The organism is Bradyrhizobium sp. 2S1 (genome assembly GCF_011516625.5).
Classification (GTDB): Bacteria; Pseudomonadota; Alphaproteobacteria; order Rhizobiales; family Xanthobacteraceae; genus Bradyrhizobium; species Bradyrhizobium septentrionale.
The window spans coordinates 5,250,407-5,275,929 of sequence record NZ_CP147717.1 but is presented as its reverse complement, the minus strand read 5'-3'; the positions used below and the strand labels follow the sequence as shown (position 1 = coordinate 5,275,929).

Here is a 25,523-nt window from a genome sequence, read left to right as displayed (position 1 = left end):
GTGGCGCCGGCGAAAAACGCCGGCGCCACGCTCCGATCGAAAAAGCAGCAAGCAGCAGATCAGCCCCGCCTGGTGATCACGGCCTCCAGATATTCACTGGGGATGACCAGCGTCCCGTCCTTCGCGACATTGAACTGGTCCATCAGGCGGAACATGTCGGCGGCGAGCAATTGCTGCTTGACGGCATCGATCGCTCCGAATGCTTTCAGTACCGGACCGTAATAGGTGCGGAAGATCTCGAGGAAATGCTCGCGCGACCTGTAACGGAAATTGAAGTGCCTGCGCGTGGCCTCAACCGTCGCCTGGGGACCGAACAAGGCGACGAGATGGGCTTCGGTGCCCCATAGCGCGGGAGATTTCACGCCCGGGGCCGGCGGCACATATTTGCCGATGGTCTTGAACACCTGGCCGATGAAACCTTCCGGCGTCCAGCTCGCAAGGCCGATCTTGCCGCCGATGCGGCAGACACGGCGCAGCTCATTCGCGGCCTGCTGCTGGTCGGCGGTGAACATGACGCCGAATGTCGACAGCACGACGTCGAAGCTCGCATCGGCGAACGGCAGCTTCTCCGCGTCCGCTTCCTGGAACGTGACAGGCAGCCGTTCTGCGGCCGCGCGCTCGCGGCCGCGCTCGAGCAACGCTCCGACGTAATCGGTCGAGACCACGTCGGCAAAGCGCCGCGCGGCCGCCAGCGTCGCATTGCCGTTGCCGGCGGCGACGTCGAGCACCATTTGATTGCTGCGCAGGTCGACTGCCTCGCAGAGCGTTTCACCGACGATCTGAAGCGTGGTGCCGACGATGGCGTAGTCCCCCGAGCTCCAGGTGGCTTGCTGGCGTGCCTTGACGGCGGCGAGATCGACAGCGGGCATTTCGGTCTGAACGTTCATGTGAATCTCCTTTGAGTATGAGGTGCGGCTTCCGGCGAGACCGCAGCCTCGCCGGAAGTCCGTAAGTGGCGTTGAAATGCGTCGTGCAGTGCAATTGGCCCTGCGGTGCGCCGGACTACGTGCGACGGTCGAGAAAGACCGTGATGGTCGATGCGGCAACAATGCTCCAATCAGAGCGATGGCTGCAGCCGTGCTTGCTACGCTGAGGCCAGACGACGGCCTGCTGCACTGGAGCTGCACGATGCTCCAGAACGACAGGCTCCTCCGCTCTGGTGAACACGGGTGAAGACAAACCCGCGATCACCAGCCCGAGAAGCCCGCTTCGAATGATCGGCCGAGAGCAGCGGCCGCCGGCGCCCTTCGACCGCCGGCTGCCGGGCTCGCGCGGCATCAGGCCGCTGACTTGCCGCTCGCGGTTTGCAAGCATGCCTGCGACCAATTGATTGACGATCCGGCGGATGCGCAAAAGCAGGATGGAAAAATGCCTACGTACCGGACTTGACACGGACTCCATGAATGAAATCGACATAATCGTTTCCTTGATCAAATAGTGATGGCGTCCCGGATAATCGATTGGCCGGGATACGCCATGCGACGCCCCCCAGGCGTCACTCGGCTGCAATGGGCGGTTGGACCGGATCACCACGCACCACCACGGTTGTCGCGACCTTGTAGAATTCTTCGCCCGGCATGCCGACGCAGCGCGCATGCTCCCGGATCGAGTCGCCGTCGCGCGCCTCGTAGATGCAGAATGTGCCAATGCGACCATCTGCCTCATGCACCACGTAGCTACGGATCCAACAAACGCGGTCCGGCATCTGCTGATCGCCGATCCTGGCGGAGGTTGCGCCGGCAAGCTCCAGCTCGCTCATGTTTGCCCAGGCGCTCGGACGGCGAATGACATAGAGTTCCATCGAAATCTCCTCAGTTGCGAGTGTTGAACAGCAGGCCTGGCTCCGATGATCGCGAGCCGTGAGGGATGTATAGGCGCCGTCGACGCTGACTGTCCTTACCGCGGCCTGATCATTGTCTGATCATTGCCTGATCTTTGCCTGAACCTTTTCCGCCGAGCCCGCACACATAGACATGGCCTTCGGATTTGGACTGTTCGAGCTTGATGAAGCTGGCCGCGTCCTGCTGTGCGCGCGGCAAGAGGTCCCATTGCAGCCGCGCGTGTTCGATTTGCTGGTCTACCTTGTTCGGCACCGCGACCGGGTCATCTCCAAGGAAGAACTGCTTGAAGCCATCTGGCCGGATGTGACGGTCACGGACAACTCGCTGCAGCGCGCGGTGAGTTCGTTGCGCGCCGCGCTTCGCAAGGGTGGCATGGACGGAGCGATCCGAAATCTCCCAGGCAAGGGATATCGGTTCTTTCACGATTCCGAGATCAAGCAGCCGGAACCTGCTGCGCACAATCCAAACGACACAATCGGTGCAATCGGAGCAATCGGTCTCGCCCGACGCGCAGCGGCCGGACAATTATGGCTGCAGGCGGCAACCCTGTTTGAGAGCGCGGATGAAGAAGGCCAGCTCAGCGCCGAAGATCTGCACGATTGGGCGCTCGCCCTGCAATGCCTCGGCAGAGCCGCGGCAGCCATTCCGATTCTGATCCGCGCGGTCGGCGCAAAGAGCAAGGCAGGCGACGCTGCCGGGGCAGCGGTCGACGCGATCGCGCTCTCGGGTTTGCATTTCGAGAGCGGTCAGGCCGCGATCGGAAAAGGCTGGCTCGCGCGCGCGGAAGACTGGACCGCAACGCTCGACGATCCTCCGACGACGGCCCTGCTGTTATGGATGAAGTCGAAACTTGCCGCCTTCGATGGCGAGCCGGAACAGGCACTCGCGTTGGCCGACGCCGCCTACACTGCCGTCAGATACAAGGATGCACTCAACATCGAAGCTCTGAGCCTGGCCTATCGCGGCTTCTATCGGCTATGCCTCGGCGACACCCATGGCGGACTGGCCGATCAGGACCATGCCGCCGCGGTCGCACTGTCCAGCAACAATCTGGACCCGATCATGGGCGGCAACCTCTACTGCAACATTCTCTGGGCGGCCCGGATGTTCGGAGATTGGGCACGGGCCGACCAGTGGACACGGAGCTACCAGAATTTCTGTTCGAGCAGCGGCATGGAACTGACGGGTTCATGCCAGCTGCATCGTTCCGAGGTGCTCGGCGTCAGGGGCTCGCTCGACGAGGCGCTGGCTCGGATTCAGGACGCGCTCGCGCGCCTGACCAGCGATGCGCCATGGTCGATGGGCGATGCCAACCGGGTGCTGGGCGATATTCTGTCTGCGATCGGCAATGAGGACGCAGCGCTTGAGGCCTATGACAGGGCCTACACGCTGGGCTGGTGCCCGGAGCCGGGCCGCGCGATGTTGCTGCTCGCGAGAGGCGAAGCGGAAGCCGCCCATGCGAGCCTGGAACGGAGCCTGATCGGCAAGGCCTGGTGGACCCTGCAGCGGCGGGGAATCCTGCTCGCGCATCTGGCGCTGGTTGCGGCACACACGAATCGGGCCGGTCAGGCCAAGGCATTGATCTGCGAACTTTCGGGAAGTCCGGATCGCTGGCCGATGCCCTCGATCCGCGCGCTCACCAACGAAGCGCAGGCGATCCTCGCGCTGTCGCGGCAGGATCACGAAAAAGCCATGCGGCATCTCCATCTCGCCCGCCAGCTCTGGTCGAGCATCGACGGGCGGGTCCAGATCGTGCGGTTGAGGCTGCAGATCTGCAGGCTCCAGCTGGAGCACGGCGACATTCGCGGCACCATGGCCGAGGTTCATGCCGCTCAGCTCGTGGCACGTGAATTGGGTTCGCCCAAGCTCAGAGGCGACTGCATGGCCTTGCAGCGTGAGATTGACGGCTGGCAGCCAGCCACGGCTCCGGCTGTACGACGTCAGGGCATCGGCCGCTGATCAGGCCGCGCGGCGCAACCAGTCGCGCACGCGCTCGATCAGGTTTTTGCGCGGCCTGGGCTGAACGATCGTCGCACCCGGCGCGATGTCGCGCAGGGATGACGACGGCGCTTCGGATACGGCCGCCTCCGCGACATGCTCCGCCTCGACCACGTCGCCAGCCTCCGTAGCGCTGCGGTCCGGCGCCATGGCCGGCGTATCGCCTTCGCTCTGCGCCAACGCCGTCGGTTCGATGGCCGGCGTCTCCGCCAGCACGGGGGCATCAGCGACGTCAGGCGGGTTGACGGCGTCCTGCTCCTCGATGACCGGCGCCCCCATCGCCGCGCGGCTCCGCCGCCGCTCCGCGGCCGCAGCGCGTGCCAGCGCCCGCCGCTCACGCTCGGCGTCCGCTGCGGCTTGCAGCGCGATCGGTCCGACATTTTCCAGGAACGCACGCTCATAGCCGCGCGACAGACGCTCGAGCGCCGCATCGAGCGGCAGCCAGTCGACCTCCCTGATGTCGCTCATCAGCGCGCGCACCGGCTTGCCGCCGGCTTCCATGCGCCAGTAATGCACCACCTTGGAACGGCCGCCGGAATCATAGACCAGCGTGCCGAGGAATTCGTGCACGTCGACGTCGTGGCCGGTTTCCTCCAGCACCTCGCGTTCGGCGGCATCGCGCGGTGTCTCGCCGTCGTCGAGCTTGCCCTTCGGCAGCACCCACTCATTGCGCTTGCGCAGGCGCACGACGGCGAAGCGCGGCGGGGTCTCCCGCCGCAGCACAATGCCTCCCGCCGCCAGCACCGGCGTCCGCGCCATCTCGTGTCCCAAAGTTTGCGATTTGAGATCGTCGCACGACGATCCCGGCTATTCTAAAGCATGATCCGGAAAAGTGGAAACCGGTTTTCATGCTCAAAAAATGACGCGTCGGGCAAAAAAGCGATCACATCGCAGGCTTCCGCAGCAGCGGCTCGCCGCATTTGATCCGCGCTCCCTCCGCGACATTGTCGCAGAATTCGAAATTGCCGGGCGCGAGCACGATGATGGTCGAGCCGTGCTCGAACCAGCCGAGCTCATCGCCCTTCTTGACATGTGCGTCGCAGGGGAAATCGACCGGACCCCGCGACTGCGCGTTCAGCGTAACGTCGAGGAAATGCAGGCGGAGGCTGGCGACAAGGATCGCGGCGACCGGAACCAGCGTCAGCGCCTCGCCGGTCGCGAGTTTCCCGCGCAGCACCGCGCGCTCGTTCTTGCAGAACAGACGCTCGATCCGCTTCAGCGCGATCGGATTGACGTTCCAGACGTCGCCATGAATGAACGTGACCTTGTCGATCGCAAGATCATAGGGCGCGTGGAAGCGGTGATACATGCTCGAGGTCAGCCGCAGCGTGACGAAGCGGCCGTTCTTGTGCTGCTCGACCAGCGCTGGATCGCCGAGGAGATCGAGCAGCGAATAGGGCGCGCCCTTGACCTGGAACAATTGCGTGTCCTCGATCCGCCCATGCGCCCCGATGATCGCATCCGACGGGCTCGCGATGATCGCAGGATCGGCCACTGCCGGTCGCAGGCCGGGCTTCAGCTCGCGGGTGAAGCAGTCGTGCAGGCTGGTGAACTCGGTCTTCTTCGCCTCCGACAGATCGAGGTCGGAAAACAGCTTCCAGCAGGCGATCGAGGCGTCGCGCACCAAGGGGTTCTCGACCTTCGAGAACCGGCCCATGAAGCGGGTCAGCGCCGCCCGCGGAATCCGGTTGGTGAGCAGGAAATTGAGGTCCTCCTGCTGGGTGAATGCCGAGATCAGGCCCTTGACTGTCATGAATTTGTTAGGTGCCGAGGCTAGCGCTTCTGTCATGGAAACATTTCTTCCGATTCTCTCGCTGTCCGCCGCCGCGCTTGCCGGCGCCGCCGCAGCGTTCCCCAAAGTCAAAGCCCGGCTTGCCCTGTCGCGCGCCAAGCACCGCTCGCTGACTGGGCATTCCAAGATGTCCAAGATGGTGGCGCGACTGGTGCCGCACTACGAATTCGACATCGACGAGTTCTTCCGCTCCGACGGCGCGCCCGCCGAGGTCGCGATGCAGCGCCAGGACGGCTTCTTCCGGCTCGCCGGAGTGTACCAGGACCGCTACCCCAAGGGCCGCGCGCTCACCGCCGAGGTGACGGAGCGCATCTCCGATCTGCAGTTCACCGAAACCTACCGCGTGCCGTTCCAGTACAGCCGCCTGGTGCGCGAGCATCTCGGCACCTCGGCCTTCGTGCAGGCCTCCAGCGGCGTCACCGTGACCGACGTCGACGGCAATCAGTTCTACGACCTGACCGGCTCCTATGGCGTCAACATCTTCGGCAACGACTTCTACAAGGAGTGCATCACCGAGGGTGAGAAGCGCGCGCATGCGCTCGGTCCCGTGCTCGGCCCCTACCACCCTGTCATTGCCGACAACGTCAAGCGGCTCTGCGAGATCTCCGGCCTCGACGAGGTCTCGTTTCACATGTCCGGCACCGAGGCCGTGATGCAGGCGGTGCGGCTCGCGCGCTACCACACCAAGCGGACGCATCTGGTCCGTTTCGCCGGCGCCTATCACGGCTGGTGGGGCGAGGTGCAGCCCGGCGTCGGCAATCCGGTGTCGCCGCACGAGACCTTCACGCTCGCCGACACGTCGGAGAAGACGCTGCACGTGCTGCGCACGCGCAAGGACATTGCCTGCGTGCTGGTCAATCCGCTCCAGGCGCTGCATCCGAATGCCAACGCGCCCGGCGATTCCGCGCTGGTCGACAGTTCGCGCTCCTCCCGATACGACCGCGCCGCCTATACCGAATGGCTGAAACAGCTGCGCGAGGTCTGCACCGAACGCGGCATCGTGCTGATCTTCGACGAGGTGTTCGTCGGCTTCCGGCTCGCCGCCGGCGGCGCCCAGGAATATTTCGGCGTCAAGGCCGACATGGCGACCTACGGCAAGAGCCTCGCCGGCGGCCTCCCCGTCGGCGTGGTGTGCGGCCGCAAGGATCTGATGCGGCGCTTCCGCGACGACCGGCCGGCCGACATCTGCTTTGCCCGCGGCACCTTCAACTCGCATCCCTATGTGATGACGGCGATGGACGAGTTCTTGAGCCGGCTCGCCAGCCCGAACTTCCGCTCGATCTACAACGGCCTGGACGAGACCTGGAACGGCCGCGCGACGGCGCTCAACGACCGCCTCACAGCCCAGGGCCTGCCGGTTCGCGTCGGCAACATCTCGTCGATCTGGACCGTCTATTACACCGAGCCGTCCCGCTACAACTGGATGCTGCAATACTATCTGCGGGCCGAGGGGCTGGCACTGAGCTGGGTCGGCACCGGCCGCCTGATCTTCAGCCTGAACTACACCGACGCCGACTTCGGCGAGGTTGCCGACCGCTTCGTCGCGGCCGCCGAGAAGATGAAGCGCGACAGCTGGTGGTGGCACAAGGAAGGCCTCACCAACAAGAACATCAAGCGGCAGATCCTGAAAGAGATGGTCGCCGTGAAGTTCGGGCGCTGAGGCCTTATCGGCCCTACGGGCTCCCCTCACCTCTCCCGCTTGCGGGGGAGGTCGTAGCGCATCGCGAGATGCGCTACGGGTGGGGGCTCTCTCCCCACAAAGATTATCGCAAGCGGTGACACCCCCACCCCAACCCTCCCCCGCAAGCGGGAGAGGGAGAGGGAGCGCAGCGCCGTCGCGACGAGCAGTTCGGCCTGGTCTCTTCACAGGTGTCCCAAGACGTAGATGCCCGGGACAAGCCCGGGCATGACGCATTTCGGAAAGATGAGGGATCAACGATCAGGCGTGCTTGACGTGCTTCTCGAGGCCCGGATCGATCAGCTCGCCCTTCATCAGGAACAGCGGCGCCTTGTGATAGAGCTTCAGGTCGTTGAACGGGTCGGTGACGATCTTGGTCATCCAGACGAGGCCGGTCTCGATATCGCGGATGAAGAACAGATGGACAGTGCGGAACAGGAGGCCGCCGATGCCGACGAAGAGCCAGACCTTGGCCACCTGACGGGTGAAGTCGCCCATGGTGACCCAGGGCTTGAACAGCCCGAACAAGGTCGGATCGAAGTACAGCACCATCGGCGACAGCGCCCAGATCGCCATCAGCACGACCTTGCGCTGCAGGTTGTAGCCGACCTTGATGTCTTCCTTGTGCTCGTGGGTGGCCTGGTTGACGTGGTCATAGCCCTTCGGCTCGAAGAAGAAGTGACCGGCCTGGCGCGAGGTCATCGAGACCAGCCAGCCGACCAGCGCCGACACCACCGGATCGAAGAACAGCATCACATAGGCGAACAGGAAGCTCAGCGCGCTGACGAAGTGCAGGCTCTGGTTGATCCGGCTGTGATGGTAGAAGCGGTGGTCATCCCAGCGCTGGGTACGGAGCTCTTGCAGGAAGTTCTTGATCATTGGTTCCCCCAACATCTTTCGGGACTGGATTTACAGGGATTCGATGTAGCGCGTGTGACATCATCATAATGACATATGACAATGCGGAGCGACGCCTTGACGCAACCGGAGAAGGGTCTCGCCTCATCCCGAACAGGCTCACAGGGATGAGGCGAAAGATATTGGTGCCTCCCGGTTCGGGCCGCGCGGTGCGCTCCCTCACCCGGCAGGATCGAGGCTTGGCCCGCCTGGGCTGCCTCAGGCCGCCTTGGCCACATCCGCCTTGCGGAAGCGGACCAGCGAGAAGTGGCCGAGCGGCGGGATCAGGCGGCGTTCCGCGAGCTCCATGCCGCGCGCGCCGGCGAGCCACTTGGTGTAGCGCGACCAGGCGAATTCGGCGGTCCGGAACCCGAGCGGACGCACCACCGGCTGCAGCTTCTGCTCGATGAAGCGGCGGACGCCGGCATCGGCGCTGACCCGGGTCAGGATGATCAGCTCGCCGCCCGGGCGCACCACGCGGGCGAACTCGTCGAGCGCGGCCTCCGGGTTCGGCACCGCCGACAGCACGTACTGCGCCATCACCACGTCGAACGAATTGTCGGGGAATTCGAGCTTCTCGGCGTCCATCACCGCGAGGCCCTCGACATTCTTCAGGCCCTGCTCGGCAACCCGCTTCCTGGCCTTCTCCAGCATCGCTTCCGAGATGTCGGTGCCGAAGATGCGGACGTTCTGGCTATAGAGCGGCAGCGAGATGCCGGTGCCGACGCCGACCTCGAGCACGCGGCCACCGATCTTGTTGGTGGCCTGGATCGCAGCCTGCCGGCCCTTGCTGAACACGCCGCCAAACACGAGGTCGTAGATCGGTGCCCAGCGGTCATAGGCCTGCTCGACCGTCTCGCGGTCGAAGTCCATGGAACGGTCGGCACCCAGCTTGATGATTTCAGCCATAGATCGTTTCTCGTCTCTCGTTCGATTGAACTGTTAATTCGGAACCGCACTGCGGCCGGCAACGCGGCGGGCGGGCCGCGGCGCGCGGCTCGGCTGCAACGTGGCCAGATTGCCGATGAACTGACGCGCACTGTTTTCCCAGGAACGCTCCAACGCAAAATTGCGGCAGTCGGCGCGCGACATCGTCAGCGCGCGCAGGCAGGCAGCGCGCAGGTCGTTGTCGATCGCGCCGATCGGATGGTCGGCGATCACGTCCTTCGGGCCGGTCACCGGGAACGCCGCGACCGGCGTGCCGCAGGCCAGCGCCTCGAGTTGCACGACGCCGAAGGTGTCGGTCAGGCTCGGGAACACGAAGACGTCGGCGGCGGCCAGGTGCGAGGTCAGATCCTGGCCCTTCTTGTCGCCGAGGAAAATCGCGTCGGGATATTTCTGCTGCAATGCTGCGCGTTGCGGGCCGTCGCCGACCACGACCTTGGAGCCCGGCAGGTCGAGCGACAGGAAGGCGTCGAGATTCTTCTCCACCGCGACGCGACCCATGGTCATGAAGATCGGCCGCGGCAGATCGAGGATGGCCGGCTGGTCCGGATTGAATATCCCTGTGTCGACGCCGCGGGTCCAGAAGCCGAGCCTGCGGAAGCCGCGCTCGGCAAGCTCTGACCGCAGCGAGTCGGTCGCGACCATCGTCATCGAACCGGCAGCATGGAAATGCCGCAGCACCGCGTAGCCGACGCTGTCCGGAATGCCGGTGCGCACCGAGACATATTCCGGAAAGCGCGTGGTGTAGGACGTGGTGAAGGCGAGCTTGTTGCGCTGGCAATAGCCACGCACCGCCCAGCCGATCGGCCCTTCGGTCGCGATATGGATCGCCTCGGGTGCCGCCTCCTCGATCCGGCGCGCGATCTCGCGGCGGTTCGGCAGCGCCATCCGCAGGCCCGGATAGGTCGGCACGCCGACCGAGCGGAAACCGTCGGGAGTGAGGAATTCGATGTCGGCGCCGAGCCCGGCTGCGCTGCGCGCAAGCGACGTCAGCGTCCGGACCACGCCGTTAACTTGTGGATGCCAGGCATCGGTCGCAACGAGAATGCGCATCGCGGGAGATCCAAATCGTTAATCTTGATTCTGCTCGCACGACGTTCTGACATGGATGTTTCAAACGTATGACGTCATCGAAATGTTAGGTTGTTTTTCACGGCAAACCGCCGGTTTTTCGTGTATCGTGACAGTGAGATGTCAGAGCAGAGTGAAAATCCAGGCACCACGCGCCGCAGGCTCCGGCGACGAAACTCGTCGCTGCTGATCCTTGCGACCGGCATGCTTGTGTTCGGCCTCGCCGCCGGCGCGCTGTTCTACGGGCTGCGTCCGGTGACGCTCTCGATCGCGGTCGGCCCGACCGGCAGCGAAGACGTCAAGCTGATCCAGGGCTTCGCACAGGCCTTCACGCATGACGGCAGTGCGGTGCGGCTGAAGCCGGTCACGACGCAGGGCTCCGCCGAAAGCATCGCGCTGTTCACCGCCAACAAGGTCGACCTCGCGGTGGTACGCGGCGATCTCGATTTGCCTGCGAGTGCGGAGTCGGTTGCGATCCTGCGCAAGAACGTCGTCGTGCTGTGGGCGCCCTCGGGCGGCAAGGGCAAGCGGCGATCCGCGAAGATCAAGAGCATCGACGATCTCGCCGGACACAAGGTCGGCGTGGTCGGCAGCACCCCGGCCAATGTCACGCTGCTGCGCGTGATCCTGACCGAGTCCGGCGTCAACCCCGACAAGGTCGCGGTCAGCCAGTTCAAAGCCAACCAGATCGCCGACCTCGCGCGCGATGCCTCGCTCGACGCCTACATGACGGTCGGCCCGCTCGACAGCAGGATCACGTCGGATGCGATCACGGCGACGGCGGCCGCGCGCGGCGAGCCGGTATTCCTCCCGATCGATGTCTCGGAAGCCATTGCACAGAAGCATCCGCGCTACGAATCCGAAGAGATCGCCGGCAGCATCTTCTCGTCGTCGCCGGCGCGACCGGAAGACAAGGTCGAGACCGTCAGCGTCAATCACCTCATCATCGCGCAGCATCGGCTGGACGACGCCACGGTCGGCGCGCTCGACCGGCAATTGTTCACGCTGCGGCTTCAGGTCGCGCGCGATCTGCCGGCGGCGTCCAAGATCGAGAAGCCCGACACCGACAAAGATGCTGCGCTGCCGGCTCATCAAGGCGCGGCGGCCTATATCGACGGCACCGAGCGCACCTTCCTCGAAAAATACTCCGACTACATCTGGGGCGGCATCCTGCTGATCTCCGGCCTCGGCTCGGCCGGCGCCTGGCTGCGCCACTACATGAAGCGCGAGGAGCGCGAGCACTACATCACCCATCGCGACAATCTGCTGACGCTGATCTCGCGGGTGCGCGGCGCCGAGACGACGGAGGAACTCGCGGCGATGCAGAGCGATGCGGACGCGCTGTTGCGCGAGGCGCTCGATTGCTATGACGACGGCGCGATCGAGGAAGGCGATCTCTCGGTGATCGGACTGACGCTCGAGCAGTTCCACCACGCCGTCACCGATCGCCGCGCCGCGATCAACGGTGACCGGCCGGGCCTGCCGAGGATGCGCGCCGGCTAGGCGCGCGCACGCCGATTGCACCGAGAGCAATGTGCACCGAGAGCAATGTTTGGATTGCGCGTGCATGCGCGCGTGGCCATGTTGAGTATGACCACAACGCTCCGCACGACACCATGATCACGTCCATCATCGCTGACCTGCCCGGGCCGTTTGTGCTCGCCGTTGCCTTCGCCGGCGTGTTCCTGATCGCCTTCATGAAGGGCGCGTTCGGCGGCGGCTTTGCCATCGTCGGCATTCCGCTGCTCTCGCTGGCGATGGATCCGATCGCGGCGGGCGCGCTGCTGGCGCCGCTGTTCGTCGTCATGGACATCACGGCGCTGCGGTTCTGGCGCCCCAGCACCTGGTCGCGCACGGACCTCGCGATGCTGCTGCCGGCGCTCGTGATCGGCATCGGCCTCGGCTATTTCGTGTTGCGCGATCTCGACCGGCATGCCGTCGAGATTGTGATGGGACTGGTGACGCTGGTGTTCGCCGCGCTGTGGTTTCTCGGCGGCGGCGAGATCAAGCCGCGCCCGCGCTCGACGATCAAGGCGACCTTCGCCGGCCTGTCCTCCGGCGTCACCACGATGGTGGCGCATTCGGGCGGACCGCCGCTGGCGATCTATCTGCTGCCGCTCGGCATGTCGAAGACGCTTTACGCCGGCACCACCAGTCTGTTCTTCACGGTCGGCAACCTGCTGAAGGCCGGTCCGTGGCTCGTGCTCGCCACGCCCTCGCGCGGCCTGTGGATGCTGATGGTGCTTTGCGTGCCGGCCGTGCCGGTCGGCGTCTGGGCCGGTTGGCGGCTGCACGAACGCCTCGACCAGCGCGCGCTCTACCGCGCCTGCTACGCCATTCTGGTCATCACCGCGGCCAAGCTGCTGTGGGACGGATTGGCCGGCTACATCCACCCCTGAGGTCTTGCCGTCGCTCCCGGCAACCCGCCCTTAACCGTTCGACGAAACACGGACGAAACAAATCCCTAACGGCACGAAACCATTTTGGCGATTTCGTGCAAACGTCCTGAAACGCCTGATCTGTACTTGTTTGACCCAACGACGCGCCGGAACTGGCGCGCAGGGCGCAAACAACAGGGGTCGACAATGTTCAATTCCATCAAGCTGAACGCACGTCTCGCTGCCGCCGCCTTCGGTGCGCTGGCGATCGGTACCGTCGCTTTCTCGAATTCCGCCGCGGCCGCGCCGCTGCCGATCTTCCCGTTCATCCTCACGCCGCCGACCGAGGCGGTGCAGCCGCCGGTGCGGTCGATGCCCCAGGTGCAGGAGGAAGACCGTTCCGTTGAATTGCCTGCCCGCCTGCGCCGCCAGGTCGTGACCTATCCGACCCGCGAGGCGCCGGGCACCATCATCATCGATACCCCGAACACCTATCTCTACCTCGTGCTCGGCAACGGCCAGGCCATGCGCTACGGCATCGGCATCGGCCGCGACGGTTTCACCTGGTCGGGCACCCAGACCATCACCAAGAAGTCGGAATGGCCGGATTGGACCCCGCCCCCGGAGATGATCGCCCGCCAGCCCTATCTGCCGCGCCACATGGCCGGCGGCCCCGGCAACCCGCTCGGCGCCCGCGCCATGTATCTCGGCGGCACCATCTACCGCATCCACGGCACCAATGCGCCGGAGACGATCGGCACCCGCGTCTCCTCGGGCTGCCTGCGCCTGACCAATGCAGATGTCTCCGACCTCTATTCGCGGGTCAGCGTTGGCACCAAGGTGATCGTGCTGCCGATGACCGACCGCCGCGCCGACCTCGGCTCAGCCACCCGCTAAGCCGGACATATCGAGACATCGACAACGGCCCCGGTGCCACGCCGGGGCCGTTGTCCCGTTCATCATCGTTAACCTCCGTGGCGATCGCTTGGCGATCTCTGGCCGCGACCTGCTTCCGCCCCCGAACCAGCTTGATCCGGCCACACTGGCGCCCTGCTCGGGGGGCCTGTACAACCCCGGTCAAGTTCATTTCTACCGGGGGGGTGATGCGTCTACCGATGCATCCAAGGACGATAGCGCTCGGGATCACGGTGGTGCTGATCTCGTTCGTGATCAGCCTTAAGGCGATGGATTGGCTGGCGCCGAGCGCCACCGTGCCGTCGCCGCAGCTCACGCAACTGCCGCCGCTGCCGCAAGCGCCGCGCTCCTCGACGGTCGTGGCGCAAGTCTCGGTCGCGCTGTCGGCGATCCGCGACGCTGCCGAACGCGGCGCGCCGAAGACCTTTGGCGGCAAGGCCGACAATCCGGTGCAGCAGATCCTGCAAAATGCCGATATCAGCTGGACGGCCTCGCGCGGGCCGATCGCGGCGACCGGCGCGCAGGACGTGCTGACGCTGACGACCCCGATCAGCGGAACGCTCAAGGTCACCGGTTCGCTGTCGGCGCAGGCGACCGGCGCGGTCAGCAACGCCCTCGGCAGCCTGCTCGGCGGCAATGTCGCCAAGCAGATCGGCGCGGTGAACATCAAGAACGTCAACGCCAACGCCGAGATCAAGGGCAGCGTCACCCTGACCTCGCGGCCGAAGCTCGGTGCGTCCTGGCGGATCGAGCCGAACCTGCAGGCGCAGGTCAATCTCGGCGACACCAGCCTGTCGGCCGCCGGCGTGCGCATCAGCGTGCCGGCCCAGGTCAAGCCGGTGATCGACAAGGCGGTCGCCGACCAGATTTCCGTGGTCGAGGCGAAATTGCAGAACAACCCGGTGTTCCAGAACAGCGCCCGCGCGCAATGGACCAAGGCCTGCCGCTCGATCCCGCTGCAGGGCACCGGCGGCACGTCGTCGATGCCGCCGATGTGGCTCGAGCTGAAGCCGATCCGCGCGATCGCCGCGCAGCCGAAGGTCGATGCGTCCTCGATGATCCTGACGATGGGGATCGAGGCCGAGACGCGGATCACGGAGACGCAGACCACCCCGAACTGCCCGTTCCCGGAAAAACTCTCGATCGTGCCGCCGATGCCGAGCCAGGTCGCGGTCGGCCTGCCGGTCGACCTGTCCTTCACCACGCTGACCCAGCTGGTCGAGGCGCAGCTCAAGGGCAAGACCTTCCCCGAGGACGGTTCCGGCCCGGTCGACGGGACCGTCAAGAGCGCGAGCATCGCCGCCTCCGGCGACCGGCTGTTGATCTCGCTCCTGGTGCACGCCAAGGAAAAGACTAGCTGGTTCGGCCTTGGCGCTGAGGCGACCGTGTACATCTGGGGCCGGCCACGGCTCGACCAGCAGGCGCAGACATTGCGGCTGGCCGACGTCGAACTGGCGGTCGAATCCGAGGCCGCGTTCGGCCTGCTCGGCGCCGCCGCGCGCGCGGCGATCCCGCACATGCAGCAGGCCCTTGCCGACCGCCTGGTCGTCGACCTGAAACCGTTCGCGAGCAACGCGCAGCGCAAGATCGCCGCCGCGATCGCCGATCTGCAGAAGAACGAGGAAGGCATCCGCGTCGACGCCGAGGTCAACAGCATCCGGCTCGCCGGCATCGAGTTCGATTCGAAGACGATCCGGGTCATCGTGGAAACCGACGGCACCATCAAGGCCGCCGTCACCGCGCTCCCGGCGCTGTAGTTAGATCGTCGGATAGCAGCCAAGAAGGGATTGCGCTCCCTCTCCCGCTTGCGGGGGAGGGTTGGGGTGGGGGCTCTCTCCACGAGTCATGGCGTGGAGAGAGCCCCCACCCGCCGCGCTCCAGACGACGCTTTGCGTCGCTCGTTGCGCGCCGACCTCCCCCGCAAGCGCAGGGCTATCGCATATGGCTGAGGGCTGCCATGAGGAAGGCATTGTCCCAGCCGGCGCGCTTAATTTTGCGCCGCAGGGAGGCTGGATCCGGGTGAGTTCGCAGGATGTTGAGGGCGAGCCTGCGCAGAATGGCAAGGTTCTCGGGCGCATGGTCGCAGCGTGAGCGGTTGCTATCCTCGGCAAAATGGACGTCGAGCACCCAATGGAGTTGGTTCTCGATGCCCCAATGGCTGCGAGTGACGTGGAGCAGCCGCTTGGGAGCGATGTATTTGGACAGGAGATAGTGACGCACGACAGGCGCATCGGCGCGCTGCTTCCGCAGGCGTCTGCGCGAGGTGATGCGCCCTATCGCGGCGGCCCCTGGGAAGCCATAGAGGTCCGCCAAACTGGTATTGCGCATGACTGTGGCACGTCGCACTTCGCGTCGATCGTGGGTGGAAGGGTCGATCTGCTCGGCTGTGCTGCGCTTGCCCGATCGCGCAAATTGTTGGGTCACCGCGGTGAACAAGCGCCCGCGGTTGGCCTTGATCGCCAGAACATAGTCGCCGCCGCGCTCGCGCACCGTAGCCGCAAAGGCGCGGGTACAATGCAGCGCATCGGCGGTAACGATGCAGCCTTCCAGCGACAGAAGGTCCAGTACCTCCAGAGCGCCCGCCGTCTCGTTGCGACCAGATGCCTTTTGCTGAGCCAAGGCCATGCGGGCATCCACCGCAAAGACGTTGACCATGTGCAGCGGGGTGGCCTTGCCGCCGCGTTCGTAGGCCCCGCGCAGGGCCTTGCCGTCAACCGCCACGACCCCAGTCAGCTTGATGCGGTTGGCCTTGGCAAAGGCCGCCATGAAGCGACGAAATGCGCACTCAAAGGCCTGCGGTTTGAGCAGGCGGAACACCCGACTGAATGTATCGTGGCTTGGGATGCCATGCTCCAGGCGAAGAAAGAGCCGCAACAGCTCCTCCTTCGACTGCCCGAAGTCCGCCATGTCCGAGCACGACTCCGCCCCGCACAGCATCGCCGCCAGTGCGATGAACAGCACTTCCAACAGATCGTGCCTGGCATTGTCCGCGCGCGGGTCCGGCAACCGCCGAAAGGCCGTCTTGAACTTCTTCATCCGACCCCCTCCTTAATCCGGGAGTCGTCTTCAGAATCGGTGTTGCCTTACAATGCAATAGCCAGCGAAACCCCATATGCGATTCCCCTGCCCGCAAGCGGGAGAGGTAGATCGAGACCGCTGCTCGACCGATCTAATCCAGAACGTCCCGCACTGGGTCGCGGATCCGGGTGATCCACCCGTCCTCCGCATGCCCAAAAAGTCGTCTTTGCGACAGGTTGCCGCACCAGATAGAAGGTGCCCCGTGGAAGCAACCCTCCAAGTAACTCGAACGAAAAAACGGGAGAAACACGATGAAATCGCTCTGGGCCGCAGCAGCGGCCGGCCTCGCACTGGCGGCCTCCGGCACCGCGGCCAACGCCCAGATCTCCGACGACGTCGTCAAGATCGGCGTCCTCACCGACATGTCGAGCCTCTATGCGGACGCCACCGGCAAGGGCTCGGTCGCCGCCGTGGAGATGGCGGTCGCCGATTACGGCGCCAAGGTGAAGGGCAAGCCCGTGCAGGTGGTCGTCGCCGATCACCAGAACAAGCCCGACGTTGGCGTCAACATCGCGCGCAACTGGTATGACAATGACAAGGTCGACGCGATCTTCGACGTGCCGACCTCCTCGGTCGCGCTGCCGATCTCGGCGCTGACGCGCGAGAAGAACAAGATCCACATCAATTCCGGTGGCGGCTCCTCCGACATCACCGGCACCGCCTGCTCGCCCAACACCGTGCACTGGACCTATGACACCTATGCGCTGTCGAACGTCGCCGGCAAGGCGATGGTCAAGCGCGGCGAGGACACCTGGTTCTTCGTCACCGCCGACTACGCCTTCGGCATGGCGCTGGAGCGCGATGCCGCCAACGTCGTCAAGGAAAGCGGCGGCAAGGTGCTCGGCGACGTGCGGCATCCGCTCAACTCGTCGGACTTCTCGTCGTTCCTGCTGCAGGCACAGGCGTCGAAGGCAAAGGTCGTGGCGCTGGCGAATGCCGGCGGCGACACCACCAACGCGCTGAAGCAGGCCTCCGAGTTCGGCCTGACCCAGGGCGGCCAGAAGATGATCGCGCTGCTGCAGGAGATCACCGACACGCATTCGCTCGGCATCAAGGCCACCCAAGGCCTGATCGTCACCGACGCCTTCTACTGGGACATGAACGACGAGACCCGCGCCTTCTCGAAGCGTTTCAACGAGAAGGTCGGCCACATGCCGACCATGATCCAGGCCGGCCTCTATTCGGCGACCATGCATTATCTGAAGGCGATCGAGGCAATCGGAACCGACGAGGCGCCGAAGGTGATGGCCCAAATGCGCGCCACGCCGGTCAACGACTTCTTCGCCAAGAACGGCCATATCCGGATCGACGGCCGCATGGTGCACGACATGTACCTGTTCGAGGTCAAGAAGCCCGAGGAATCCAAGGGCGAGTGGGACCTCTACAAGCTGATCGCCACGGTGCCCGGCGACGAAGCGTTCCGTCCACTCGACAAGGGCGGCTGCCCGCTGGTGAAGTCGAACTAGAGCGGCTTCGGGCGAAGTGGACGCCGGTTCGCGTGAAGAAAACGTGTCAATACAACAAGCTAGCCCGTCCTATTCGTGAGAGTGCGTTTTTTTAGTCCGATTGATGTGGCCGCACATCTGCTCTGACGAGGCGCGCGGGATTGCCTTCGGCTTTTCACCGCCTGACGACCCGTACTTTGCAACGCGCTTGAGGGATGGGTTGGGCGAACGGGGGGCGGACGCCCCGCCGGTCAAGGACCGAGCGGCAGCAGCGCGCCTGGCAAGCCGCGGATCAGGTCGGCTTCGGGACATGCCGCGGCAAACGCAAGGCGAATGCGGCTCGTGGTCTCGACGACACGGGCAGCGAGTTTCAAGAGACGAAGACGCAGCGTCGCGAACTCGGCTGTGGCCAATTCCCGGGCTTTGGGAATCGCGTCGCGCACGGTCAGCATCAGCCAATAAGCGGCGGTGTGGAGAACGAGGCGGACTTGATTGGCGAGCGCCGAACGGCAGCTGGTGCGATCGGAGGCGAGCTGTGTCTTATGCAGCTTGATCAGATTCTCGGCTTGGCCGCGCGCGCAATACAGGCTGTCGTAGATCCACTCGGCCGAGCCGACATCGAGGCTGGTGACGACGAAACGGATGTCGAGGCCGAGCATCGTCGCCTCAATACGGGCGACGGTACGCCGTTCGCGATCCCAGGACTTGGCCTTGTGGCGCGTCTCGGTATAGCCACGCAGAACCGGCAGGTTCTCGATGGCGCGTCGCGTGCGGATGTCGTCGGCGGCCTCGTCGACTTTTCTGGCGAGCGGCTTGGTGCCGGACAGACCGAAGATGTAGTCGATGCCGTTGGTCTCGCACCACGTCATGGCCTCCGGCCGAGCATAGTGCCCGTCGCCACGGAACGTAATTCGCGTGTTGTGCCACCGCGTCCGGATATGCCGTATCAGGCGGCGCAGATGGGCACGCACCTCGACGCCGCCCGGCGTCTTGCCGGGCCGCAGCACGACCGCCACGGGCCGGCTCTTCTCCGTGTCGTAGACGTGGATCGGCAGGAAGCAGCGTTCGTCATAATGAGCGTTGAACAGCGAGAGCTGCTGATGGCCGTGGACGACATCGCAGGTATCATCGATGTCGAGCGTGACGGATGCCGGCTCGCGCGGGTAGCTATCCATCCATGCGTCGACCAAAGTGTAGGTCAGTCGGATCACGTCGCGCAGGCGCGGAGCATTCTCCAGCCGCGACAGCGTCGGTTGGGAACACAGATCGCGACCCGTGTCCGGCAGCCGTCCGCAGGCCAGCTTGAATGCGGGATCGGACCGCAGATGATCGAGGTCGTCGGCGTCCTCGTAGCCGCAGCAGATCGCGAACATGCGCGCGCGGAACATATCGACAAGGCTGTGCACGACCCGCGTCGGATCGCGCCGATCCGGGAACACCCGGGCCAAATTGTCGGCCAAGCCGAGACGCCGCTCGGCCATCGCCAGAAGCATCACGCCCCCGTTCGAGGTCAGCCGACCGCCATCGAAGGCAGCTGTGACTTTCTTGGCGTGAACGGCTGGAAACGAGAAGGGCAGAATCGTATCATCGGTCATGGCGGGCCTGGTGTTCGCGGCTGAAGGTGATGGGGTTGGCTTTGCAACCGAATCCTACGCCGCATCAGCGCTTTACACCACGCTCGCCAGCCTCTCAGGCGCACTCTGACGAATAAGACGGGCTAGAGCTTCGGTTCTGATTCAAATCAGAACCGAAGCTCTAGACGCCATCGCAAATTCGTGGGGAGCGGCTTTGCGTGCGCTTACGAACCTTCGAACTTGAATGAGACTTTCATCTTGGCACGGTAGGCTTCGACCTTGCCCGCGGCGTCCAGTTGCAGATCGAGCTCAACGACCTCGGCGACGCGCAAATCGCGCAGGGACTCTCCGGCCCTGCTGACCGCCGCTGCGGCCGCCTTTTCCCAGGAGTCCTTGCTGGTACCGATCAGCTCGATAACCTTGTAGACGCTCTCAGCCATGTCGTCCTCCCGTTGTTGTCAGGCAGGACGCAAGCGCTCCTGCCGCGACCAGCCTAACATCGGGATTTCCGGGCTGATAGGATGCGCCGCACCAATCAGCGTGCAGGGCGGCGCGCCGGCACCGTGCAGAACTTCGACCACGCGATCACCGGGATCGCGCAATCGATCCGCTTCGTTTTGAAAGCGCTAGCTCTATCGGCCTGCACGACGCGAACCATGGCGCGGCGCGTGAACGATGCCGATGCCGCTCTCCTGGGCCTGAAGCGCCTGCAGCACTGCGGGCGGCTCCAGCACCAGTTTTGCCGCCGGCGTCGGCGCGCCGTTATTGAGCACGTCGCGATAGGGATAGAGCGCTTGGTAGGCGGCCGGCTCGGAGATTGCAGCCTGGGCCGAGGCCGCCGTCGCCGTGACGGCCGACAGCGCCAGGGCCAGCGCGATGGTTTTGAACGTGGTTCCGACGTGGGAAATCCTGGTGGTCACGGTAACGCTGCCGCGATTTACATCGCATACGATTAGTTCGTTCGCGCTTGATAAAGGCAGCGCGCGAACCGACTTCAAGTATCCCGATTTAATCGGATACGATTTATTCGGGCCCGGGGCGTCAAATATCCGTGTGATCCGGCAGGCTATGCGCGGCAGGCAAGGCTGCTGTGTTTGCGCGGCGTCGCTGGCGCCGAAGTCGCGTCAGCCGGCATGCGGGTGATCGCATCAGCAAATCCGCGCAAAATCGGATTCAACGCACGGCAGGCTTGCCGGTCGCGTGCACGAGCATTCAAGCTTCGCGCTTGGAGACGTCCGGCCGATGCACGACGCCAATTCCCGCTGCTGCCGGAATTGTGCATGCAACCGCCCGCCGATGAGAACCTTGCAACGAGATGCTTTCGGCAGCACCGATGCACTGCTTTCGAAGCCGGTCAAATTCGAGCCGGATCGGACAAGCGGCCGAGGTTGGCAGGGTTTAACATCCGCGCCATAGTGAATGGGTATCGTGATCGTGAGCCAAGTGGAGTGAGCCATGGACGTGCAAGCCTCTGGTAACGAAAACCAAAGCACGCCCGAGCCGGCACCTGCACCAGGCCAAGAGAATCCGCCTGCGAATCCGCACGCCGCGACGCGCACGCCGGCCATCATCGTCGGTGTCATTGCTGCCATCATCATTGCGCTGTCGATCTATTATCTGCTGCGGCCGGAACCGCTGCTGGTGCAGGGTGAGGTCGATGCCACGCGGCTCGATATCGCCGCGCGCGTCGACGGACGGGTCAAGGAGATCCCGGTCGAGCGCGGCCAGAACGTCACCGCCGGCGCCGTGCTGGTGCGCATCGACAATCCGGAAACCCTTGCAAAACAAGACCAGATGCGCGCGGCCAAGGCGGTCGCCGACGCCCAGCTCGCCAATGTGCTGGTCGGCACGCGGGCCGAGACCATCGCTGCGCGCAAGGCCGAGATGGAGCGCGCGGAGGCAGCCCAGGTGCTGGCGCAGAAGACCTTCGATCGCGCCAAGACGCTGACGGAGCAAGGCAACGCGCCGCAGGCGCGTCTCGACCAGACCACCGATGCGCTGCATGAAGCCGAGCGCGGGCTCGATCAGGCCAAGTCGGCCTATGAGCAGGCGGTCAACGGCTACACCAAGGAAGAGCGCGCGATCGCGAAAGCCAATGTCGAGAAGGCCGAAGCGGACATTCAGAGTGTCAAATCGGTCATCGATCAGCTCGCGGTCTACGCGCCGATCGCCTCGCAGGTCTATCAGCGCAATGTCGAGCCGGGCGAATATGTCTCGCCGGGCGTGCCGCTGGTGACGCTGATCGATCTCGGCGATCTCTGGATCCACTTCGATCTGCGCGAGGATCTGGTCAAGGGCCTCAAGGTCGGCGACAGATTCGACGTCCGCATTCCCGCGCTCGACGACCGTCATGTCACCGTCGAGGTCAAGCTGATCGCGACCAAGGGCGAATATGCGAGCTGGCGGGCGACGCGCGCCACCGGCGATTTCGATTTGCGGACATTCTCGATCCGCGCCTACCCGGTGCAGCCGGTGCCCGAATTGCGTCCGGGCATGAGCGCCTATCTCGACTGGCGGTCGCGCCAATGAGGCTGGCATCGAAGCCGGGATTCTGGCTGGTCGCGCAACGCGAATGCCTGTGGCTGTTCCGCGATCGCGTCGCGCTGCTGTTGATTTTCGGCGTGCCGCTGTTCGCGTTCGTGGTGCTCACCACCGTGTTCAGCCAGCCGGTGATCCGCGGGCTCGGCGTCACCATCGTCGACGCCGACAAGTCGGATACCTCGCGCGCATTGATGCAGCATGTCGCGGCCTCGCCAAGCTTGCGCATCGTCGACGATTCCGGATCGCTGTCGACCGCGGTGCAGGACATCCGGTCCGGCAAGGCGATTTCGGCGATCTTCATCCCGCCGAATTTCGAGCGCGACCTGAAGGCCGATCGCCGTCCGCAGTTGGTCGGCTTCTACAACCAGCAGTTCCTGACCGCGGCCGGCATCGCCTCCTCGGGGCTGAGCGATGCGCTGACCGCCGCCGCGAACGCGGCAGCTCCCGCCAGGCGCGCGGCACCGGCGCCGTCCTCGATCGGCACGCTGAGCGCGGAGACCATCGCGCTGGTCAATCCGCAGAAGAACTACGCGCAATTCCTGCTGCGCGCGCTACTGCCGACCATCATCCATGTCGTGATCACGCTCGCCGCGGGCTATTCGGTCGGCTCCGAATTCCGCCGCCGCAATGCGCGGGAGTGGCTCGCAAGCGCCGGCGGCGATCCGATCGCCGCGTTGGCCGGCAAGCTGGCGCCGCTGTTTGCGATCTTCGTCGTGATCATGCTGGCCCAGCCGCTGGTGCTGGAGGGCGTGCTGCAGATCCCGTTCAAGGGCGACGCGCTGCTGATGATCGCCGCCGCCTCAATCCTCATCATCGCCTATCTGTCGGTCGGCGCGCTGCTGCAGCTTCTGGTCGGCGATCTCGCGACCGGATTGGGACTTGCCGGCCTGATCGCCTCGCCTGCGTTCGGCTACGCCGGCGTCGGCTTTCCCACCATCGGCATGAATACGTTTGCGCAGGTCTGGAGTGCGATCCTGCCGCTGCGCTGGTACATGGCGGTGCTGATGGGACAGGCGGCGCGCGGGTTGCCGGCAACGGAATCCGCTGTTCCCTTCGCCGCGCTCGCCGGTCTCGCGCTGCTGTTTGCCGGCCTCGCCTGGTTGCGGATGGCGAGCCTGACGCGCAGGGGCTGGTTTGCGACAGAGCGACCGGCCGAACCGCCGGTCAGCGAACAGACATCGCCAGGCGTCGGCGGCGCCTTCATCGGGGAGTGGCGGCGCGTGCTCGGAACGCGCAGCGCCTTCACCCTCCTATTCATCGCCCCGCTGATCTACGGCATCTATTATCCGCAGCCCTATCTGAACCAGATCCTGCGCAAGCTGCCCATTGCGGTCGTCGACAATGATCTCAGCGATCTCTCCCGCCAGATTGTCGAGACGCTCGATGCCAGCGGCACGTTGAGCGTGACGGTGCGCGCTCGCACGCTTGCGGAGGCGCGCACCGCGATCGACCGCGGCGATGCGTTTGCCGCGGTGCAGATCCCGCCCGGTACCGAACGCGACGTGCTCAAGGGCATCACCGCCCACATTCCGGTCTACGCCGACGCCACCTATCTGTTCGTCTTCAGATCGACCGCAAGCGGCGTCGCCACCGCGATCGGCACGCTGACATCGGAGCTGGTGTCGCGCGGCGGCCGCGCCGACGGCAGCCTGGTCAAGGCGAAGCTCGCGAGCCTCAGCCCATCTGACGTTCTGCTGCAACCGATCTTCAACCCGGTCGGCGGCTATGCGAGCTACATCGTCCCGGCGGCATTCATCCTGATCCTGCAGCAGACGCTCCTGATCGGCGCGGCGATGCTGACCGGCACGGCGCTGGCCAGCGGCCGCGGCGCGTTCGCCGGCGTGTTCGGCCGCGGCATCGCCCATCTGACGATCTATTTGCCGGCGCTCGCGCTCTATCTGATCGTGCTACCGCGCGTCTACGGTTTCTCGACGCTTGGCCATCTGCCGCAGATCTTTGCGCTGGCGACCGTCTTCCTGCTGGCGACGAGTTTTATGGGACAGGCGATCGGCGCCTGGTTCACGCGGCCGGAAAACGCCACCATCCTGCTGCTGGCGACCAGCCTGCCGCAATTCTTCACCGCCGGCTTTGCATGGCCGCGCGAGGCCATCCCCGCTGCGGCCACCGCGCTGGGCCGGCTGTTTCCGGCCGACTCCGCGATCGACGGCCTCGTGCGCATTAACCAGCTCGGCGCCAGCATCTGGGAGGTCTCGCATGACTGGCTCGGACTGTGGTGTTTGGCGCTGGGCTATTTCGCACTCGCCGTGATCTCCGCGCTGGTGTTCAAGAGAGGACAGCAACATGCCCAACGCTAAGCGCATCGCCCTGATCGCGGTCCCGCTTGTGCTCGTCGCAGGCGCGCTGATCTATTCCGAGAAGCGCGCGACGTCGTCCCCCGCAACCGTCGGTATCGTGCGCTCGACCGAGGTCAGGGTCGAGCCGGAGGTGAACGGCCAGCTGGCATCGATCGCGGTCGAGAAAGGCGCGCAGGTGCATGCGGGCGACGTTCTGGCGAAGCTCTCCGCAGTCGAGTTGACCGCGCAGGCCGACCAGGCGCGGGCCGCGCTCGCCGCTGCCGTCGCAAGCCGCAACAACGTCTATGCCGGCGTTCGCCGCGAGCAAGTCGATTCCCTGCAGGCGGCCATCTCCAAGGCCAAGTCGCGCCTCGAATATGTCGAGGTCCAGCTCAAGCGGATCACCACGTTAGCGAGCCAGAGTTTTGAAACCCAGCAGGCACTCGACCAGGCGGTAAATGACGTTGCCGCGGCACGCGCCGGCGTGGCGGCAGCCCAGGCCAATTACGACGCCGCGGTGGCCGGGCCGACCAAGGAGGAGCGCGCCATCGCCGACGCGCAGGTGCAGGCGGCCGCGGCCGCCGTCGCGGTGCTCGAGCGCCGGCTCGACAAGATGGTGTTGCGCGCGCCGGCCGACGGCGTGGTCAGTGTCATCGCTGCGGAAGTGGGCGAGAACGTTCGCGCGGGCCAGCCGATCCTGATGGTCGCGGCGGCCGGCAAGCAATGGCTGTCGTTCAACGTGCGCGAGGATCATCTCGACGGCCTTGCGATCGGAAAGACCGTGAACGTGATCCGGAATGCCGCCGCCGGCGCCACCAAGGCCGCCATCACCGAATTGCGGCCGCTCGGCACCTTCGCCACCTGGCAGGCCGAGCGCGTGATCGGCGATCATGACCGCAGCACGCTGCGGCTGCGTCTCGATCTCGCCGGCGCTGCGGAAGGCCTCGAGCCCGGCATGACCGTCCGGATCGAGCGATGAAGCGCGCGACGCTCGGCCCCGAACCGCGGTGACGTGCGCGTCGCCGCGATGCATTTCAAAAGCTTTTGTCGGCCCACCCCGCCCGACAGTCATCCAG

The 25,523-nt window shown here is 65.0% G+C and carries 22 protein-coding genes; 10 read left to right on the top strand and 12 right to left on the bottom strand.

Features of this window, described 5'->3' with window-relative positions; genetic code table 11:
• Nucleotides 1-59: 59 nt before the first annotated feature.
• From HAP54_RS24970 to HAP54_RS24960, 3 genes are all read right to left on the bottom strand, one after another.
• Nucleotides 60-887 (bottom strand): class I SAM-dependent methyltransferase, encoded by an 828-nt coding sequence (locus HAP54_RS24970; RefSeq protein WP_029078948.1) that lies wholly within the window; start codon nucleotides 885-887, stop codon nucleotides 60-62.
• Between the two features lie 115 nt (nucleotides 888-1,002).
• On the bottom strand, nucleotides 1,003-1,434 hold the full coding sequence (locus HAP54_RS24965) for a hypothetical protein (RefSeq protein ID WP_166304534.1): 432 nt from the start codon (nucleotides 1,432-1,434) through the stop codon (nucleotides 1,003-1,005).
• A 61-nt stretch (nucleotides 1,435-1,495) separates the two neighbouring features.
• On the bottom strand, nucleotides 1,496-1,801 hold the full coding sequence (locus tag HAP54_RS24960; protein ID WP_166304531.1) for a nickel-binding protein: 306 nt from the start codon (nucleotides 1,799-1,801) through the stop codon (nucleotides 1,496-1,498).
• A gap of 172 nt (nucleotides 1,802-1,973) precedes the next feature.
• Here HAP54_RS24960 and HAP54_RS24955 point away from each other — a divergent pair, with 172 nt between their 5' ends.
• Entirely contained in the window at nucleotides 1,974-3,800 is a 1,827-nt protein-coding gene (locus HAP54_RS24955) for a winged helix-turn-helix domain-containing protein (RefSeq protein ID WP_166304528.1), read from the top strand.
• Here HAP54_RS24955 and HAP54_RS24950 read toward each other — a convergent pair whose 3' ends face one another.
• Entirely contained in the window at nucleotides 3,801-4,598 is a 798-nt protein-coding gene (locus HAP54_RS24950; protein WP_166304525.1) for an NUDIX hydrolase, read from the bottom strand. It lies immediately after the preceding gene.
• Nucleotides 4,599-4,722: 124 nt separating this feature from the next.
• Complete coding sequence (asd, locus tag HAP54_RS24945) at nucleotides 4,723-5,592, bottom strand: archaetidylserine decarboxylase (RefSeq protein ID WP_166308348.1); 870 nt, start codon at nucleotides 5,590-5,592, stop codon at nucleotides 4,723-4,725.
• Between the two features lie 34 nt (nucleotides 5,593-5,626).
• Between asd and HAP54_RS24940 the strand changes: the two genes are divergently transcribed.
• The gene (locus tag HAP54_RS24940) at nucleotides 5,627-7,291 is read left to right on the top strand and encodes an aminotransferase class III-fold pyridoxal phosphate-dependent enzyme (RefSeq protein WP_166304522.1); all 1,665 of its coding nucleotides are present in this window, start codon (nucleotides 5,627-5,629) and stop codon (nucleotides 7,289-7,291) included.
• Nucleotides 7,292-7,570: 279 nt separating this feature from the next.
• On the opposite strand, the gene HAP54_RS24935 is transcribed toward HAP54_RS24940, so the two are convergent.
• From HAP54_RS24935 to HAP54_RS24925, 3 genes are all read right to left on the bottom strand, one after another.
• Complete coding sequence (locus tag HAP54_RS24935) at nucleotides 7,571-8,188, bottom strand: hypothetical protein (RefSeq protein ID WP_029078954.1); 618 nt, start codon at nucleotides 8,186-8,188, stop codon at nucleotides 7,571-7,573.
• 237 nt (nucleotides 8,189-8,425) lie between these two features.
• Nucleotides 8,426-9,115, bottom strand: coding sequence for a class I SAM-dependent methyltransferase (locus HAP54_RS24930; RefSeq protein ID WP_106320433.1), 690 nt, complete (start codon nucleotides 9,113-9,115; stop codon nucleotides 8,426-8,428).
• Between the two features lie 33 nt (nucleotides 9,116-9,148).
• Entirely contained in the window at nucleotides 9,149-10,204 is a 1,056-nt protein-coding gene (locus HAP54_RS24925; RefSeq protein ID WP_166304519.1) for a glycosyltransferase family 4 protein, read from the bottom strand.
• Between the two features lie 138 nt (nucleotides 10,205-10,342).
• Here HAP54_RS24925 and HAP54_RS24920 point away from each other — a divergent pair, with 138 nt between their 5' ends.
• From HAP54_RS24920 to HAP54_RS24905, 4 genes are all read left to right on the top strand, one after another.
• Nucleotides 10,343-11,725: a TAXI family TRAP transporter solute-binding subunit gene (locus HAP54_RS24920; protein ID WP_166304516.1), complete on the top strand. Its 1,383-nt coding sequence runs from the start codon at nucleotides 10,343-10,345 to the stop codon at nucleotides 11,723-11,725.
• Nucleotides 11,726-11,838: 113 nt separating this feature from the next.
• Nucleotides 11,839-12,621, top strand: a complete 783-nt coding sequence (locus HAP54_RS24915; RefSeq protein ID WP_166304511.1) for a sulfite exporter TauE/SafE family protein — start codon at nucleotides 11,839-11,841, stop codon at nucleotides 12,619-12,621.
• Nucleotides 12,622-12,807: 186 nt separating this feature from the next.
• Nucleotides 12,808-13,497, top strand: a complete 690-nt coding sequence (locus HAP54_RS24910) for a L,D-transpeptidase (protein ID WP_166304508.1) — start codon at nucleotides 12,808-12,810, stop codon at nucleotides 13,495-13,497.
• Between the two features lie 206 nt (nucleotides 13,498-13,703).
• Nucleotides 13,704-15,272, top strand: coding sequence for a DUF4403 family protein (locus HAP54_RS24905; protein WP_166304505.1), 1,569 nt, complete (start codon nucleotides 13,704-13,706; stop codon nucleotides 15,270-15,272).
• A 175-nt stretch (nucleotides 15,273-15,447) separates the two neighbouring features.
• On the opposite strand, the gene HAP54_RS24900 is transcribed toward HAP54_RS24905, so the two are convergent.
• Nucleotides 15,448-16,551, bottom strand: coding sequence for an ISAs1 family transposase (locus tag HAP54_RS24900; protein ID WP_166297973.1), 1,104 nt, complete (start codon nucleotides 16,549-16,551; stop codon nucleotides 15,448-15,450).
• Between the two features lie 293 nt (nucleotides 16,552-16,844).
• Here HAP54_RS24900 and HAP54_RS24895 point away from each other — a divergent pair, with 293 nt between their 5' ends.
• Nucleotides 16,845-18,059 carry an ABC transporter substrate-binding protein gene (locus HAP54_RS24895; protein ID WP_166304502.1) on the top strand — a complete coding sequence of 405 codons (1,215 nt, stop codon included), beginning with the start codon at nucleotides 16,845-16,847 and terminating at the stop codon, nucleotides 18,057-18,059.
• Between the two features lie 230 nt (nucleotides 18,060-18,289).
• Here HAP54_RS24895 and HAP54_RS24890 read toward each other — a convergent pair whose 3' ends face one another.
• The 3 genes from HAP54_RS24890 to HAP54_RS24880 form a co-directional block, all read right to left on the bottom strand.
• Complete coding sequence (locus HAP54_RS24890) at nucleotides 18,290-19,633, bottom strand: IS1380-like element ISBdi2 family transposase (protein ID WP_166296351.1); 1,344 nt, start codon at nucleotides 19,631-19,633, stop codon at nucleotides 18,290-18,292.
• Nucleotides 19,634-19,836: 203 nt separating this feature from the next.
• Nucleotides 19,837-20,052, bottom strand: a complete 216-nt coding sequence (locus HAP54_RS24885) for a dodecin family protein (protein WP_166304499.1) — start codon at nucleotides 20,050-20,052, stop codon at nucleotides 19,837-19,839.
• A gap of 192 nt (nucleotides 20,053-20,244) precedes the next feature.
• Complete coding sequence (locus HAP54_RS24880; RefSeq protein WP_166293500.1) at nucleotides 20,245-20,532, bottom strand: hypothetical protein; 288 nt, start codon at nucleotides 20,530-20,532, stop codon at nucleotides 20,245-20,247.
• Nucleotides 20,533-21,067: 535 nt separating this feature from the next.
• Between HAP54_RS24880 and HAP54_RS24875 the strand changes: the two genes are divergently transcribed.
• From HAP54_RS24875 to HAP54_RS24865, 3 genes are read left to right on the top strand one after another with little or no spacing between them, the layout of a single operon-like run.
• Complete coding sequence (locus tag HAP54_RS24875; RefSeq protein ID WP_166304496.1) at nucleotides 21,068-22,141, top strand: HlyD family secretion protein; 1,074 nt, start codon at nucleotides 21,068-21,070, stop codon at nucleotides 22,139-22,141.
• A complete protein-coding gene (locus tag HAP54_RS24870; protein ID WP_166304493.1) occupies nucleotides 22,138-24,468 on the top strand; it encodes an ABC transporter permease in 2,331 nt (776 codons plus the stop codon). The genes HAP54_RS24875 and HAP54_RS24870 overlap by 4 nt, the downstream gene beginning before the upstream one ends.
• Nucleotides 24,455-25,426 (top strand): HlyD family secretion protein, encoded by a 972-nt coding sequence (locus HAP54_RS24865; protein WP_166304490.1) that lies wholly within the window; start codon nucleotides 24,455-24,457, stop codon nucleotides 25,424-25,426. The genes HAP54_RS24870 and HAP54_RS24865 overlap by 14 nt, the downstream gene beginning before the upstream one ends.
• Nucleotides 25,427-25,523 lie beyond the last annotated feature (97 nt).

Bases quoted from the DNA above. Each gene is read 5' to 3' on its own strand.
- HAP54_RS24895 (WP_166304502.1), top strand. From the start codon at position 16,845: ATGAAATCGCTCTGGGCCGCAGCAGCGGCCGGCCTCGCACTGGCGGCC.
- HAP54_RS24955 (WP_166304528.1), top strand. From the start codon at position 1,974: ATGGCCTTCGGATTTGGACTGTTCGAGCTTGATGAAGCTGGCCGCGTC.
- HAP54_RS24930 (WP_106320433.1), bottom strand. From the start codon at position 9,115: ATGGCTGAAATCATCAAGCTGGGTGCCGACCGTTCCATGGACTTCGAC.
- HAP54_RS24910 (WP_166304508.1), top strand. From the start codon at position 12,808: ATGTTCAATTCCATCAAGCTGAACGCACGTCTCGCTGCCGCCGCCTTC.
- asd (WP_166308348.1), bottom strand. From the start codon at position 5,592: ATGACAGTCAAGGGCCTGATCTCGGCATTCACCCAGCAGGAGGACCTC.
- HAP54_RS24905 (WP_166304505.1), top strand. From the start codon at position 13,704: ATGCGTCTACCGATGCATCCAAGGACGATAGCGCTCGGGATCACGGTG.
- HAP54_RS24870 (WP_166304493.1), top strand. From the start codon at position 22,138: ATGAGGCTGGCATCGAAGCCGGGATTCTGGCTGGTCGCGCAACGCGAA.
- HAP54_RS24970 (WP_029078948.1), bottom strand. From the start codon at position 887: ATGAACGTTCAGACCGAAATGCCCGCTGTCGATCTCGCCGCCGTCAAG.
- HAP54_RS24890 (WP_166296351.1), bottom strand. From the start codon at position 19,633: ATGACCGATGATACGATTCTGCCCTTCTCGTTTCCAGCCGTTCACGCC.
- HAP54_RS24925 (WP_166304519.1), bottom strand. From the start codon at position 10,204: ATGCGCATTCTCGTTGCGACCGATGCCTGGCATCCACAAGTTAACGGC.
- HAP54_RS24900 (WP_166297973.1), bottom strand. From the start codon at position 16,551: ATGAAGAAGTTCAAGACGGCCTTTCGGCGGTTGCCGGACCCGCGCGCG.
- HAP54_RS24875 (WP_166304496.1), top strand. From the start codon at position 21,068: ATGGACGTGCAAGCCTCTGGTAACGAAAACCAAAGCACGCCCGAGCCG.
- HAP54_RS24920 (WP_166304516.1), top strand. From the start codon at position 10,343: ATGTCAGAGCAGAGTGAAAATCCAGGCACCACGCGCCGCAGGCTCCGG.
- HAP54_RS24865 (WP_166304490.1), top strand. From the start codon at position 24,455: ATGCCCAACGCTAAGCGCATCGCCCTGATCGCGGTCCCGCTTGTGCTC.
- HAP54_RS24940 (WP_166304522.1), top strand. From the start codon at position 5,627: ATGGAAACATTTCTTCCGATTCTCTCGCTGTCCGCCGCCGCGCTTGCC.
- HAP54_RS24935 (WP_029078954.1), bottom strand. From the start codon at position 8,188: ATGATCAAGAACTTCCTGCAAGAGCTCCGTACCCAGCGCTGGGATGAC.
- HAP54_RS24915 (WP_166304511.1), top strand. From the start codon at position 11,839: ATGATCACGTCCATCATCGCTGACCTGCCCGGGCCGTTTGTGCTCGCC.
- HAP54_RS24950 (WP_166304525.1), bottom strand. From the start codon at position 4,598: ATGGCGCGGACGCCGGTGCTGGCGGCGGGAGGCATTGTGCTGCGGCGG.
- HAP54_RS24885 (WP_166304499.1), bottom strand. From the start codon at position 20,052: ATGGCTGAGAGCGTCTACAAGGTTATCGAGCTGATCGGTACCAGCAAG.
- HAP54_RS24960 (WP_166304531.1), bottom strand. From the start codon at position 1,801: ATGGAACTCTATGTCATTCGCCGTCCGAGCGCCTGGGCAAACATGAGC.